The organism is Rhodococcus sp. 05-339-2, assembly GCF_002258965.1.
Lineage (GTDB): Bacteria > Actinomycetota > Actinomycetes > Mycobacteriales > Mycobacteriaceae > Rhodococcoides.
Genome location: NZ_NOYW01000014.1, coordinates 326,072 through 340,298, shown reverse-complemented (window position 1 = coordinate 340,298; position 14,227 = coordinate 326,072). Strand labels below are relative to the sequence as shown.

At 65.0% G+C, this 14,227-nt stretch carries 11 protein-coding genes and 1 tRNA gene; 3 read left to right on the top strand and 9 right to left on the bottom strand.

Features of this window, described 5'->3' with window-relative positions; translation table 11 throughout:
* The first annotated feature begins 319 nt into the window (after positions 1 to 319).
* A complete protein-coding gene (locus CH273_RS12475; RefSeq protein WP_032396257.1) occupies positions 320 to 1,585 on the top strand; it encodes an MFS transporter in 1,266 nt (421 codons plus the stop codon).
* A gap of 27 nt (positions 1,586 to 1,612) precedes the next feature.
* Here the strand turns inward: CH273_RS12475 and CH273_RS12470 are convergent, their stop codons facing one another.
* The 8 genes from CH273_RS12470 to CH273_RS12435 form a co-directional block, all read right to left on the bottom strand.
* Positions 1,613 to 2,980, bottom strand: a complete 1,368-nt coding sequence (locus tag CH273_RS12470; protein WP_052049622.1) for a DEAD/DEAH box helicase — start codon at positions 2,978 to 2,980, stop codon at positions 1,613 to 1,615.
* Positions 2,981 to 3,203: 223 nt separating this feature from the next.
* Positions 3,204 to 4,574, bottom strand: coding sequence for an HNH endonuclease (locus CH273_RS12465; protein WP_179275463.1), 1,371 nt, complete (start codon positions 4,572 to 4,574; stop codon positions 3,204 to 3,206).
* A 463-nt stretch (positions 4,575 to 5,037) separates the two neighbouring features.
* Positions 5,038 to 5,937, bottom strand: coding sequence for a hypothetical protein (locus CH273_RS12460; protein ID WP_094637999.1), 900 nt, complete (start codon positions 5,935 to 5,937; stop codon positions 5,038 to 5,040).
* 99 nt (positions 5,938 to 6,036) lie between these two features.
* Positions 6,037 to 6,390, bottom strand: a complete 354-nt coding sequence (locus tag CH273_RS12455; RefSeq protein ID WP_032395795.1) for a hypothetical protein — start codon at positions 6,388 to 6,390, stop codon at positions 6,037 to 6,039.
* Between the two features lie 267 nt (positions 6,391 to 6,657).
* Positions 6,658 to 6,733 (bottom strand) — tRNA-Arg (locus CH273_RS12450).
* Positions 6,734 to 7,149: 416 nt separating this feature from the next.
* Positions 7,150 to 9,621: an ABC transporter permease gene (locus CH273_RS12445; RefSeq protein WP_032395794.1), complete on the bottom strand. Its 2,472-nt coding sequence runs from the start codon at positions 9,619 to 9,621 to the stop codon at positions 7,150 to 7,152.
* Positions 9,618 to 10,319 carry an ABC transporter ATP-binding protein gene (locus CH273_RS12440; protein WP_032396254.1) on the bottom strand — a complete coding sequence of 234 codons (702 nt, stop codon included), beginning with the start codon at positions 10,317 to 10,319 and terminating at the stop codon, positions 9,618 to 9,620. The genes CH273_RS12445 and CH273_RS12440 overlap by 4 nt, the downstream gene beginning before the upstream one ends.
* Before the next feature lie 84 nt (positions 10,320 to 10,403).
* Entirely contained in the window at positions 10,404 to 11,636 is a 1,233-nt protein-coding gene (locus CH273_RS12435; protein ID WP_032395793.1) for a PucR family transcriptional regulator, read from the bottom strand.
* Between the two features lie 334 nt (positions 11,637 to 11,970).
* Here CH273_RS12435 and CH273_RS12430 point away from each other — a divergent pair, with 334 nt between their 5' ends.
* Together CH273_RS12430 and CH273_RS12425 are read left to right on the top strand one after the other, a co-directional pair.
* The gene (locus tag CH273_RS12430) at positions 11,971 to 12,876 is read left to right on the top strand and encodes an acyl-ACP desaturase (RefSeq protein WP_032395792.1); all 906 of its coding nucleotides are present in this window, start codon (positions 11,971 to 11,973) and stop codon (positions 12,874 to 12,876) included.
* 153 nt (positions 12,877 to 13,029) lie between these two features.
* Positions 13,030 to 13,890, top strand: a complete 861-nt coding sequence (locus tag CH273_RS12425; protein WP_032395791.1) for a universal stress protein — start codon at positions 13,030 to 13,032, stop codon at positions 13,888 to 13,890.
* Here the strand turns inward: CH273_RS12425 and CH273_RS12420 are convergent.
* Entirely contained in the window at positions 13,883 to 14,209 is a 327-nt protein-coding gene (locus CH273_RS12420; protein ID WP_032395790.1) for a cupin domain-containing protein, read from the bottom strand. The genes CH273_RS12425 and CH273_RS12420 overlap by 8 nt on opposite strands.
* Positions 14,210 to 14,227 lie beyond the last annotated feature (18 nt).

The window sequence follows — 14,227 nt, the reverse complement described above, 5'->3', positions numbered from 1 at the left end:
GTAGGGCGGCGCTGGCGACGGTGATGGCCGTCTGGGTGCCGGCCGCGACGAATCCGACGAGGGTGCCGGCGACCGCGGAGGTGACCAGTGCGCGCGTTCGATACCGGAGCGCGACCACCGACATGGGAATCGCCGCGACGACCTGAAGGATCGCCGCCATCGGCACCAACACACCGATCACCGTCAGGGCGACGGTGAAGCTGCTCATGACGGCAGCGGTCGCCATCTCCTGCGGACCGAGGGGCCCTGACTTGGTCGTGTGGGAAGAGCTGACGGTCACCGCTCCAGTGTGCCAGCCGACAAGGCGCACAATGTCACCGTGACTTCCGAGATCAGGACGCGCAGGCGGATTCACCCGGCCTGGATCGTTGCCGCCGTGGCATTCCTCGCTCTGGTCGGCGCAGCGGGCTTCCGGGCGGCACCGAGCGTGCTGATGGTGCCGCTGCAGGACGAGTTCGGCTGGCCGCGGTCGATGCTGTCGCTGGCGGTGGGCGTCAACCTCGTGCTGTTCGGATTGACTGCGCCGTTCGCTGCGGCCCTGATGGAACGCTTCGGAATCCGGGCGGTGACATCGACGGCGTTGATCGTCGTGGCGGCGGGCAGCGCCCTGAGTGTGTTCGTGACCCAGGCATGGCAGTTGGTACTGACCTGGGGCGTCATGATCGGCCTGGGTACCGGATCGATGGCCCTCGTCTTCGCAGCGGTGGTGACCAATCGGTGGTTCGTGCAGCGGCGTGGGCTCGTGTCGGGAATCCTGACGGCAGGCAGTGCGACGGGGCAGCTGATCTTTCTGCCCCTGATCGCTCAGCTCGTCGACAGGTCCGGCTGGCGCGCCGCCTCGTTCCTCATCGCAGGCGGGTCGCTGATCGTGGTGCCCTTCGTCCTGCGGTGGCTGCGCAACATGCCGGCGGACATCGGCGTGACCCCCTACGGAGCGCCGGAGGATTACACAGCGGTCGTCGTGGAGTCGACGGTGAACCCCGCCAGGGCCGCGATACAGGCGTTGCGCGACGCGAGCCGGGTCCGAACCTTCTGGGCTCTGGTGGTGGGCTTCGCGATCTGTGGCGCAACGACCAACGGCCTCATCGGAACGCACTTCATCCCATCGGCGCACGACCACGGAATGCACGAGACCACCGCAGCGGGCCTGCTGGCGGTGGTCGGAATCTTCGACATCGTCGGAACGATCGCATCGGGGTGGTTGACCGATCGCGTCGACCCTCGCTACCTGTTGGCGGCGTACTACGGTTTTCGCGGCGTGTCGTTGCTGTTCCTGCCGTGGTTGCTGTCCGCGACCATCCAGCCGTCGATCGTCATCTTTGTGGTGATCTACGGATTGGATTGGGTGGCAACGGTTCCGCCCACTATTGCGCTGTGTCGCGAGGTGTTCGGCGACCGAGGCTCGCTGGTGTTCGGCTGGGTGTTCGCCTCACATCAGATCGGTGCCGGCATCGCGTCGGTCGTCGCAGGCGTCGTGCGGGACGCGACCGGTGAGTACACGATGGCGTGGTTCGGCGCAGCTGGTCTCTGCGCGGTTGCGGCCGTGGTGAGTGTGAGAACAGCGAAGCGCGGAAAGCCCTCGTAGGGAAGGCTTTCCGCGCTCAGGCCGAAATCAGCGGCTGCGCTGGCTCGTGGCCGGTCCTGCTGCGCGACGGCTATGGCCGCCACCACCGCTGCGCGGCTGTCCACCACTGCGGGGCTGACCACCACTGCGGGCCGGTCCGCCGCGTCGCGCGTTGTTGCTGTTGCGAGGATTCGCGGTGCGAGCCGGTGCCTGCTCGGCCTTCGGTGCGGGCTGGACGTAACGAGCCTGCTCGCCGACGAGGTTCGCCACGGCGGGCGAGTCGGCGGTGACGCGAATGGGCGTGACCTTGATGTCGGCCTTGCGCAGCAGTACTGCGGTGTCCTTGCGCTGCTCGGGCAGGACGACGGTCACGACGTCTCCGGCGCTTCCCGCGCGTGCGGTGCGGCCGGAGCGGTGCAGGTACGCCTTGTGCTCGGCCGGGGGATCGACGTGGACGACGAGCTGGACGTCGTCGACGTGAACGCCGCGAGCTGCGACGTCGGTGGCGACGAGGACGCGAGCCTGGCCGGAGGAGAACGCGGCGAGGTTGCGGTCGCGTGCGGCCTGAGAGAGGTTGCCGTGTAGGTCGACGGACGGGATTCCGGCGTCGGTGAGCTGCTTGGCGAGCTTGCGGGCCTGGTGCTTGGTGCGCATGAACAGGATGCGGCGTCCGGTGCCGGAGGCGAGCTGGTGGACCAGCTTCTTCTTGGCTTCGACGCCGTCGACCTCGAACACGCTGTGCGTCATGGCCTCGACGTGCGAGGTGGCCTCGTCGACGGAGTGCGTGATCTGGTTGTGCAGGAAGCGCTTGACCAGCTTGTCGACGCCGTTGTCCAGGGTCGCGGAGAACAGCATGCGCTGGCCCTTGTCCGGGGTGGCAGCGAGGATGCGGGTGACGACGGGCAGGAACCCGAGGTCGGCCATGTGGTCTGCCTCGTCGAGGACGGTGATCTGAACGCCGTCGAGGGTGAGGTGACGCTGCTTCATCAAATCTTCGAGCCGGCCGGGGCAGGCGACGACGATGTCGACTCCACCCTTGAGCGCGGAGACCTGACGGACCTGCGAGACACCACCGAAGATCGTGGTGACCTTCAGCGAGTACGCGGAGGCGAGGGGTTCGATCGCGACGGCGATCTGGGTGGCGAGCTCACGCGTCGGCGCGAGGATCAGGCCACGGGGGCGGCCGGGCTTCCGGTTACCGGGGAGCTGGCCGGCGAGTCGAGCGACCATCGGGATGGAGAAGGCGAGTGTTTTGCCGCTACCGGTCTTTCCGCGTCCGAGCACGTCGCGTCCCTGCAATGTGTCGGGAAGGGTGTCGGCCTGGATGGGGAATGCCTCGGTCTTGCCCTGGCTCGCGAGTACATCCGCGATGGCCTGGGGTACGCCGAGTGCAGCAAAAGTCTGTGGGGTCGTCATAGTGATGAAAAGTGCCTTTCGGGCAGGGTGTTGCACCTGCGGGCCTTCGGGCCGAGATGCAAGGTGGCGAGACTGCCGGTGGGCAGTTTCGATCGCCGTAAGAGAAGCCTGTGCTGGGTGCACATGGAGGTTCGGGAGCATTCCACGACGTCTGGCGTGCAGCTGGGCGCGCCGTTGACGAGTGTAACCGAGTCGGTGCTCGGTATGTTCCCGCCGCGACCTGTCATGCGGCGTCGTCGTCGAACAGACCGGTGATGATCACGTTCTCGATTCTCGAGTTGTAGACCTCGACCACGGGCATCGGCGGCGCGCTCGAGTCATAGGTGTGCCCGGTGGGTGAGATGAGCCGGTAGCGATGTCGAGCGCCTCGTTTGTCTCGTAGGGCCTCGGCCGTCCAGCCCTCGCCCTCTTTCGCGTAATTGCATGCGGCACAAAGGCCTGCGCCGTTCTCGGCGCTCGTTCTGCCGCCGGTGGAGTGGGGTCTGATGTGGTCGTGGTGACGGATCGGCGCGTCGCACCACGGAGTGCGGCAGGTGCGATCTCGCAGATCGATGAGGCGTCCCAGCGCGGTCGGAAATGCGCGTGATGTGGACTCCACCGCCGTCAATGCGCCGGACGTCGGATGCGCGTAGAGGCGACGCAATGCGACGTGCGTCTCACTGTCGAGTGTGTGTCGGATGAGTTGCCGGGCGACTTCGGACGGAATGTCGCCATAGCCGTGCACGTACGCGGACGTGGAACCGCCGGCCAAGAGGGCGGCGTCGGCGATGACGATGTCGACGGTCACCGGCGGGCCCTGTGCGGCGGCTGCGCCGGTGACACGCTCGAACACGAGGTCGGCCATGATCTGGTCGCGGGTCCGTGTCTCACCGCCTGAGTTGACGATGGTGTCGGCGTCTCGTCGCAGGGTCGCCCACATGCAGACCATCTTCTCCATCGAGGTGAGGACCGTGAAGAAGCCCATCGATTCGGGGGCTGGCCGGGTGCTCGTGCGGCGGGCGGCGTAGGCCTTGGCGCGTCGTTTCACCCGGGAGGCGGCGTCGAGTTCGTTGGCCAGGGCGCGGGCGCGGCCCTCGATGGTGCGGTCACCGGCACCGGCCAGTATGGCGGGGTCCGCGCACAGTCGTTCGTCGAGGGTGCGGCGGTCGTCGACGGTGAGGCATGCGGTTTCGCGGGCGAGGATCATGGCGCGCCACTCGTTGAGTTCTCCGGCTTTCAGGCGAGCCAGGGTGTGCGGCATTTCGTGCACCAGGGCGCGAGCGAGGCCCAGATGAGTGCCGCCGCGGTTCGGTGATTCGCGTCGGGCCAGGCCAATCTGTGACGCAATACCGATGCGCCACTGGGCTTTCGGCTTGCCCCGCTCTTTACGTTCGTTGCTGATGGTCGTCGCCACGGCGTCGGTCACCACGGCTTGAACGGCCACGCTGGCGCACTTGATCGTCTCGAGGGCGGAGATCAGATCGATGCCCGCTGCTGCGTCGGCATCGAACTCCGATGACTGAAGACGCGCAACGAAGCGCAGCACTTCATCGGACGTCAGTGGTGAATCATGTACGGCTGCGACCACGAGTTCCTCCCCAGTACTCGAATGCATGTTCGATAGTACGGCGAGTTTCGGGAGTCCGCAAGGGGTCAACTTCTGTCAACGGATGTGCAAGTGGCTGGGTGGGGCGTAAGGCGAAACGGACCGTTAACGCCTTAACTACCAAGGGAGACAACATGACCGAGTTCACCGGAGGGCGCATCCCACGTGGCCATGAGATATGGACGGCGTTCGTCGGGAAGCCGGGCGAAGGATGTAGCGAGGAGGCCTGAGCACGGGTAAGCACTCCATGCAGGTGAGCAAGTGGCTCGGGCACGCGTCTTAGGTAACCACCCTGACCGTGTACGCGGACAACATCGCGGAGAACAAAGACGGTAAGCAGGCCCCGCTCAGCCGCCCTCTCGCGGAAACAAGACCTGCCCCGGAGCAATCGGCCCTCCTAATGGCTTCGAACGTTGTGCAGTTCCGCCGACGCTTGGGCTAGCTGCATATTTGTTCACGCGTACCGAACCCGTCATGCGTCAATGCTGGGCTGCAGGCGCTCCGGGTAGTTGTGCGTGCGTGCGCTCGCGGGGTCGGTTGTCTGAGCTTCATACAGGGCAACGGCACATTCCACGCTGATGATGGCTGACATGAGTGCGTCGGCCATCATCGCAAACATTGCAGAGGGGCCGTCTGCCAGATTAATGGCCCAAGAATGTCCGTGTGTAAAACTGGAACAAACCCGATATTGTTCATCCATGATAGTGGGAAAGTGCTTGCCTGCCAGTTCCGCCGTATGCGCAGGGTTATTGTCTTGTATCCAATTAGCCGCCTTGCGTACGAGCACGGTGTAGCGACGGCCGCTCTCCCGGGGCAGTGCTGCCAGCGTGTCAAGCTCGCTCTGGTGGAAATTTAGGCGGTGCTGAGACTGCCCGTATGTTTCGTCTGGCACGAGTAGTAGTTTATTGTCGTGTGCCTTAATTGTGTCCTTGTGATGTTCCTTTGCGTGCTCAACGCCAATCATTGCAAGCCCAGCTGCACGGGCACGACGCACGTCCCGATCTTCAGGGCTCATCACCCAGATGGCTTGGGCCGAGGACTCGAAAGCCGTTCTACATGAAGCCAGGACAGAAGGGGCGTGGTACCTGAATGGAACGGATCTCTTACCAGCCTGTAGAACCACATTTAGGGTCGCAAGCGCATCGGTGGCGTTCATGATCGGGTACATCACGGTACCGGTTACGCCCTCAGGAATTTTCTCGTCAAAGCCGTCGTCGTCGTCTTTCGCCATCGAGGTGTTGGTATCCGCTCGGTGTGGATTCAGGCCCCAGGCTTCAAGCGTCTGTCCGCGTTGCCCACGTTCAATTACTCGTTGGAGCGGCGGGTTTAACATCATGCTCAGGGAGTGTAGAGCTTGCGCTGCGATCTGCATGCGGCGAACCATACCGATAAGCACCGACAAATTGGCCCGGCCGTACGTGCTCCGATGTAGAAACGCCGTTGACGAACGGACTCATCGCTGCTCGTCCTCCTACCACGCAAACATCAGGCCCTCCATCTTTCCGGCGACGGGCAGGAAGGCAAGGCACTTGGTGCGTTCAGAAGTCATCGGGTCGGTCAGTGTGCAGACGTCCCTCCAGTACTCCAAATTGGCAATCAGTTCATGCGTCTTGGCCCGAGTGGTCGGAAAACCAGACGACAGGCCCGCCTGAAATTCGTCCAGCGCGACGACGGTCGACGAGATCGCCGCTGCGCAGGTTGTGCTGAGTGAGTTGCTCACGTCGAGGCACGGCGCGATGCGTTCGGAAACTGCATCTTGATACTGCTGTGCCCGCTGCGCCGTGGTGACGGGTACTGGGCTTGTCGTTGTAGCGGCCACGGTCACCGTCGATGCACTGGGAGTCGTTGTGGTGGGTGTGGAGTCCCCGTCACCACCGCATGCGGTGAGCGCAGCGAGGCCTAGGCCCACCGCGATAGCAAACCGAGTTCGTTTGAGACTGAGTGGTTTCATCCGCGAAGTGAAAAGACAAATCGGACCATGTTCGAGAAGCGGAGCGGTACCGTCCGCCGCCCACTGACCGGGGTGGAACCGGGCTGGCCACCAAGACTGTATCGGCCAAGTTTCAAATACCCGATCTGACCTGCTGATATGTGGTGCCCTCGGCAGGATTCGAACCTGCGACCTACCCTTTAGGAGAGGGTTGCTCTATCCCCTGAGCTACGAAGGCTGGTGACCGTTCTCTGATCCGAAGCCCTTGTCCAGCAACGGCTTTCGATCCATCGAACAATCGGTTGCGGATGGGTTCGCTGCCTCCGGTGCTCAGCTGGCCCACATCGCGCTCGCTAGTCTAGCGGCCCACCGTGTCGATCGTGAAGCAGGTTGCCGCTGCTCGTCACCGTCCCGGTCAGCGAGGCGATCAGGTTCAGGGCAGTGCGGTGCTGGTGAGCGGTGTAATCGGCGATCGATCCGATGCCGACGAAGCACTCGATGCCACGGGCGAAAGCGTCGAACCACGCCGGTCATCCTCGTACAAACGCGCGCGCATTTGCCAGACGCGCGCACAATCGCCGGCCACAGGCTGTCGATTCCGCTCGCACCTGACGAACGCGCGCGCGTTTGCGGATCCCGAGGCCCGGCCAGCACCTAATCCGCCGCGATGGCGTCCACGATGTTCAGTCGCGATGCGTGCACAGCAGGTGGAGCCGAACCGAGCAGTGACAACCCGAGGGCGACGAGGCCGTACAGCAGCACCGACCAGCTCGCGGTGTAGGCGACCGGAATCCCGATGCTGGCTCCGAGGATCAGGGTGCTCAGGTATTGCAGCCCTGCGCCGATGATCAGGCCGAGGACACCACCGACGATGCCGACCGACAGCGCCTCGGCGAGCACCATTCGCGCCAGGGTCCCTCGGCCGCCGCCCATGGCGCGCAGCACTCCCAGTTCGCGGCGACGTTCGAGTACCGACAATGTCAAGGTGTTGAGCAAGGCGACGGCAGCGACGAGCGCGACGATCCACTGCAGCGCGATCGCCAATGCGCCGGACTGTCGGATGGCCGCACTGGTGCCCTCCAGAGCCGCAGCGCCGGTGTAGACGAAGGCTTCGGGTGGCAGTGTCGAACGCAACGAATCCTGTACGGCGGCAACGTCTCCGTCGACGCCGATCTCGAGGTAGGTCGCCCCGGGTCGGTCGTACCACCGTTGCATCGAATCCAGCGAGATCGCCATCGTGCCGCCGGCGGCGTTGATGTAGTCGACCAGATCCAACACCCGCACGGTCTGGACGCCGGTCGGCGTCGGCAAGTCGATGGAGTCGCCCACCGAGACACCCAACGTTCTGCCGAATCCCCGGGACAGCACCACCCCGTCACCGGCGAGCACCTGGGAACGCACGTCCTCGGTGAGCGAGGTGAGAGTCACCGCGTTGCTACCGTCGGCGACGCCCTGGATGGATACCGTCTCGCCGTCGATCGTGGCGTATGCCCACTGCCCCTCGACGATGCGAGACACACCGGGCGTCGACGCTACGGCGTCCTCCACCTCGGCGGGAACGATCGGGCCCGACGGAATGGCGTCGGGCGAGGTCATCGACACGTACAGGTCGGTATCGGCCAACGACGACAACGACTCGGCCGCCGAGTCGGTCATGTTGGTCAGTGAACCCGACACTCCCACACTGACTCCAACCGCGATCACGATCGTCATCACGGTTGCCCAGATACGCCGCGGGGCGCGTTCGATGGTGGCGGTCGCGAGGCGACCGGCACCACCCCAGCGGCGGGGGACCGCTGCGGTGATCGACACGATCGGCCCCGTCGCGCCGACGCACAGCGCGACGACGCCGAACATGAACAGCGCACCGGCCCCGAGGGTCAACTGTCCGTCGACGTTGACGGCGAACAGGAAGGATCCGGCGATGGCGAGCAGGCCGAAGACGGTTGCGGCCACGGTGAATCGCAGACCGGGGCCTCCCGAGGTCTCTCCGCCGCCGACCGCGAGCGCCTCGATCGGGGAGATGCGATAGACCTGAACCGCCGCGACGGCCGAGGCGCCCGCGCAGGCCAGTACACAGGCCACGATCGCCACCGGAATCGCGAAGCCGGGCAACACGTATTCGATCCGCGCATCGAAAGCCTGCGAGAGGAACGGCGGCAGACTCTCGATCGCGATGCGGCCCATCACGATTCCCAACGGAACGCCGACGGCACCGCCGACGAGCCCGACCAGAACGGACTCGAACAACAGGTCGCGGACGATATCGCCGCGGCGGCCACCGACTGCCCGGAGCAGAGAGATGGTGGGTCGACGCTTCGCGATGGCCATGTTCATGACGTTGAAGACCAGGAACGCCGCGACGACGAACGCGATGAGCGAGACCATCAGTGTGGCATTGCGAGTCAGGCTCATCGCCTGGTTCGCGCGGTCGGCCCTGAAGTCGGGATTCATCACCGACACGCGGCCCGCCAGTGCGGCGTCGAGGTCGGTACGCACAGTGTCGCCGCTGCCGAGGACGAAGATCGAATCGAGTTGATCGGGGCGGTCGGTGAGCGTCTGAGCCGTCGGGATGAGCGCGACGGCGAACATGCCTCCGCCGATACGCTGCGTCCCCGGGCCGTCGACCACGCCGACCACCGTCGTCGGAACATCGTCGATGGTGACGGTGTCGCCCTGCGCCAGACCTGTTGCGGCTCCGACCAATACTCCGGCCGGGTCGGTGAGCAACCCGGCCGCGTTTCCGACTGCGCCTTCGAGATCGGATTGCAGTGCCGTGATGGACGAGTCGACACCGAGAATCGTCAGGTCTCCGACGTCGGACCGAACGGTGCTGCGCAGCAGTGGGACTGCGGTCTCGACACCGGGGACGGCGCGAACTGCGTCGAGTTCGCTCTGATCGAAGCCCGAGTCGGTGACACCGACGACCTCGTAGTCGGCGTTACCCGCGATCGACACCGCGAGACGCTCGACGGATCCGGTCAAGGACCCGTACGTGCCGAGGACGGCGATGAGCAACCCGGCCGCGACGGCGACGACGCCGGCCGAGACCAACGAACGCACCCAGTGCATGCGGAGGTCGCGCAGGCTGATGACTCGAAATCTGCTGAGCGCGGTGCCTATCACCGATCGAGGCCGGCCGTGGGAGTGTCGGTCTCGACGCGACCGTCGATCATGCTGACGATGCGATCGGTGGACCGTGCCGCCTCGAGGTCGTGGGTCGCCATCACCACCGCTCGACGCCCGTCACTGGCGTGCGCCACCTCGGCAAGAATCTCCAGGACGTTGTGGGAGGTCTTCGAATCGAGATTGCCGGTCGGTTCATCGGCGATCAGCAGTGCCGGATCCATCATCAACGCCCGTGCGATCGCGATGCGCTGGATCTGACCGCCCGACAACTGCGCCGGACGGTGCTCGGATCGGTTGGAGAGTCCGACCATGTCGAGCAGACGCATCGCGTCGGACTTGGCCTTCTTGATCGGGGTGCCGTCGAGCAGCTTGGGAACGGCGACGTTCTCCCATGCGGACATCGTCGGCAGCAGGTTGAAGAATTGGAAGACGAACCCCACCTGGTGGCGTCGAAAATCGGATTGGGCATTGTCGTCGAGGGTGGTGACCTCGACGTCGTCGAACCGGATGGAACCCGACGTGGGCGTGTCGAGTGCGCCGAGCATGTGCAGCAGCGTCGACTTGCCGGCACCGGACGGCGCGACGAGCGAGACGAACTGGCCACCCTCGATCGTGAGATCGATACCGTCCAACGCGCGTACCGGTTGCTCGCCGGTGGGGTACTCCTTGACCACACCGGACAGCTCGAGCTTCAACTTCGTCATCCAACAATCCCCTGCTCCTCGAATACTTCCGACGCTACCTGCCGTCGGGTCGAGAAACCGGTCGGAGTTCTCAGATCACGCTGCGCCGCGCGAGGATTCGAGGCGTCGGGCCACCAGGGCGGCCTGCAGGTGTCGGATACCCGAGGGACGGGTCGGGTCGAACCCGGTGAGCTGGGCGATCCGCTTGAGGCGGTAATCGACGGTGTTGGTGTGCAGGTGGAGCTGGCGTGCGGACCGCTGACGGTTCAGATCGTGGGATATGTGGATCTCGAGGGTCTCGAGCAGCTCCGGCGACGAGTCGAGTGGCTCGAGGATCTGGGTCAGGTGGCGACGGCCGGGTCCCGGTCGCGTGAGCTGGTATTCGAGCACCAGGTCGTCCATGCGGTACAGCCCGGACGGACGGTGCAGCTGGTGCGCCAACGACAGCAGTTCGTGGACCTGATCGGCTGCGGTGGGGATGTCGGCGGTAGCGGCCTGCTCGGCGGTGACGGTGACGGGAACCTCGGCGGCGGTACCGATGCGGTGCACCAGGGCCTCGACCCACTCTTCGTCGTGAACACCCGGGATCAGCACGGTGCCGCCTTCGGTGCTCAGCAGAGACAGGGGAGTGCGACCGCAGATCGTGGCCAATTCGGCCTGAACGCGGCGCAGCTTTCGACGGGCGGCAACGGTCTTCTGGATGTTGGGGTCGTTCTCGTCGGGGTGCGGCGGCACCGAGATGGCGAGCACGAGGTAACTGTCGGCGAGCTCGATGCCGGACTGACGGGCCATCGACACCGCATTGTGGCCGCTGAGCAGCGAGGTCACCAGGGTGTGCGCCGCCGTGTGATGCTCACTGGCCACCGATTGGAGCTCCTCGACGTAGCTCTTGCTGGCCGCGATGGACACCTTCTCCGACAGCAGCACGAACATCCGCGCGGCCTCGATCAGTTGGGCGGCGTCGCCTTCACCTGCCCGCTTGGACACGAGATTCCAGCCGATCTGGATGCCCTCGTGGTAGACGCTGAGCACGGACTCGAGTGGCACACCCTCGCGCGCCCACTGACTGGCCTTGGCGCGGAGTTCGGCCAGGTCGGACTCCGCCGGAGCACGTCTTTCGTCGAGCATCTGCACGGCGATACTGATGCACTTGACGGTGAATTCGGTGACGTCGCCGTGGAGCTGTTCGCCCGGCAACGACCCGCAGGGGGTATTGGCTGCGAAGTGCCCCACGAGGAGCCGAGCCACCGCGCGGAAGTCGCGAAGAGGAGCCGACGCAGGCTGACCCGCGACCATGATTCCGAGGCTAGTCGAGTTGTGAACGGTCACAGATCAACCCTTCGTGTTGGATTCTTCAGGTCTCGAGAAAGCAAACTCACTCACGCGTATCGACGCGCTTCCACGGCTCAATGTATGCAATCCCCGACGAAACCGCGGCGTTTTCGTACTTCAAGTTTGTTTCCGGGCCTCTAACAGGATCGATCATAGGTTGTTATCAACGCGTGATCCACCATTTCGGCAAAACTCGTTGTGACCTATCTCGAGCGCGTGCCGTGGGCGCTTGCGACTTGCCCTAAACAATCGCCAAGCCGTCCCGACGGACGGGCCGCGCATCTACGTTGATCTCCGTCGGAGTGGGTGTGCGGGCGGCGAAGGGGTGGGTATGCGCAGTGACATCGGACAGTTCGCGGTTCTGCGAGAACTGCTGCCGAGCATCGAGGCGAATCTCGTTCGTCATCGCGCCGAAGCCGTGCAGTGGGAACCGGCCGACTTCGTTCGGGCCGAGATGTACTGGGGTTCGCGTCCCTCCAGCCTGACCGAGGCCGCCAAGGCGGCGTTGGTGACCACTCTGCTTGTCGAGCAGAACATTCCGCTGTACCGGCGCGACACCGCCGCCTCCGAGATCGGGGCCTGGCCGTCGTGGCTCACCGTGTGGAGCGAAGAACGAACCAGGCATGCAGTGGCGGTCACCGACTACCTGGTCGCCACCCGCAGCGTCGATCCGATCGCCCTCGGTCGCGCCCGAGCGCAGTGCATGACGGTGGGTTTCGACGCCCCGATGAACGGAGCGCACCTGCTTCGGTCGCTTGCTCAGGTCGCCCTGGACGAGTCGGTCGCGAGCATGTGCCACCGCAACACCGTCGCGCAGTGCCACGATCCGGTGGCCGATCGCCTGCTCGGACGCATCGTCGCCGACCAGGACCTGCACGTCCGCTTCTTTTCCGACCTGGTCTCCGCAGCGCTCGAGGTTGCGCCGTCGCTCACCGTCACCGCGATCACCGAGGTCGTCATGAACTTCCAACTGCCGGGCAGCAACCTGCCGGGGTTCGCGCGCAGTGCGATGCTCATCTCGCGCGACGGAATCTACGATCTACGCCGCCACCTCGACGAGGTCCTGCGTCCTCTGCTGGCACAGTGGCGCATCTTCGAGCGCACCGACCTCGGTGCCGGAGCCCGCAGTCGCGACCAACTGGCCGACCATCTCGATCATCTCGACGCGCAGGACACCGCTGTCGAGCTCAGCCGCACGCGAAGCCGAGAGTACGCAAACGCATTGCGCGCCAGCTGACACCACATACCCCGGGGGGTCCGTGGGACCGGCGCCTCTTCGATTCGATTCGAATCGAAGAGGCGCTTCGGCGGGGTCCATCGACTAGCCTGAACTCCTATTCGTCATACGCCCGAGGCCCCGGTTCTCGCGCAACGACCGGAGGCCCGAAACGTGACAGGCTCTCGACCGATCATCGTCGGCATCGACGGATCCGCTGCAGCGGACAAGGCCGTGATCTGGGCGGCGCTCTGTGCTCACCGACGCGATCGGCGATTGCACATCGTGACGGCCGTGGACATGCCGGGTGTGGTCGACCTGAGCGAATTCGCCGGAGAAGCAACCGAATTCGTGGCCACGGCCAAATCCAGATTGGTGGCGGCGGAAACTCTGGCGGCACTGGTGGTCGACGATCCGGCGTTCGAGGTGACCTCCAGTGCCGTCGAGGGCGGTGTGATGGACGTTCTCATCGGGGTCTCTGCTCAGGCCGAGCTCCTGGTGATCGGGGCGAGCGAAACCGGTGCTGTCACACTCTCGTTGGCTGCTCACAGCGTCTCTCCTGTCGCGGTGGTGCGAGGCCGTGACATCGACGGTCGGCCGGTCGCCGAGGGGCCGGTCGTCGTCGGTATCGACGGCTCGGAGGTCAACCAGGCTGCGGTCGAGTGGGCGTTCGTCGAAGCATCGGCCCGCGGAGCCGTGCTGATCGCGGTGCACGTGTGGTCGGATGTCGATCTGACCCAGTCGTTCGGCCGTGCACCCAAGGACTGGCAGGCCATCGCCGACGGTGAGGAGGCTCTGCTGGCGGAGAGCCTCGCCGGCTGGCAGGAGAGGTTCCCGGACGTCGAGGTGCAGCGCATCGTCTCTCAGGACCGTCCGGTGAGGATTCTGAGCGGACTGTCCGAAACCGGAGCGTTGATCGTGGTGGGCAATCGGGGGCGCGGTGGATTCGGCGGAATGCTGTTGGGCTCCACGAGTTTCGCGCTCGTCAACACCGCGGACTGCCCGGTGCTGGTCGTGCGGAAGTCCCCTACATAGCGACGGTCAGCAGAAAGCTCACGTCTTCGAGGGCCTCGACGCTGTGGCGGGCGTCGGGGATGACGAGAAGGTCGCCGGTCGAACCCTTCCAGGAGCGTTCGCCGGAGATCAGTTCCAGCTTGCCGCTGAGCACCAGGACGGTCGACTCGCCGGAGAGGTCGTGTTCGGCCAGTTTGTTACCGGCGGCCAGCGCCACGACCGTCTGCCGTAGGTGGCGTCGGTGACCGCCGTAGACCGTCTGCGAACTGCGGCCACTCGACGCGCCGACTGCAAGCTTGAGCTGTTGGCGGGCAAGGGCGGTGAGTGACTTCTTGTCCATGATCGTCAGTATGACGCA

What these genes read in the sequence shown, in the direction of transcription:
- CH273_RS12470 (WP_052049622.1), bottom strand. Translation starts at nt 2,980, where the DNA reads ATGACGACCCCACAGACTTTTGCTGCACTCGGCGTACCCCAGGCCATC.
- CH273_RS12465 (WP_179275463.1), bottom strand. Translation starts at nt 4,574, where the DNA reads ATGCATTCGAGTACTGGGGAGGAACTCGTGGTCGCAGCCGTACATGAT.
- CH273_RS12460 (WP_094637999.1), bottom strand. Translation starts at nt 5,937, where the DNA reads ATGCAGATCGCAGCGCAAGCTCTACACTCCCTGAGCATGATGTTAAAC.
- CH273_RS12430 (WP_032395792.1), top strand. Translation starts at nt 11,971, where the DNA reads ATGCGCAGTGACATCGGACAGTTCGCGGTTCTGCGAGAACTGCTGCCG.
- CH273_RS12420 (WP_032395790.1), bottom strand. Translation starts at nt 14,209, where the DNA reads ATGGACAAGAAGTCACTCACCGCCCTTGCCCGCCAACAGCTCAAGCTT.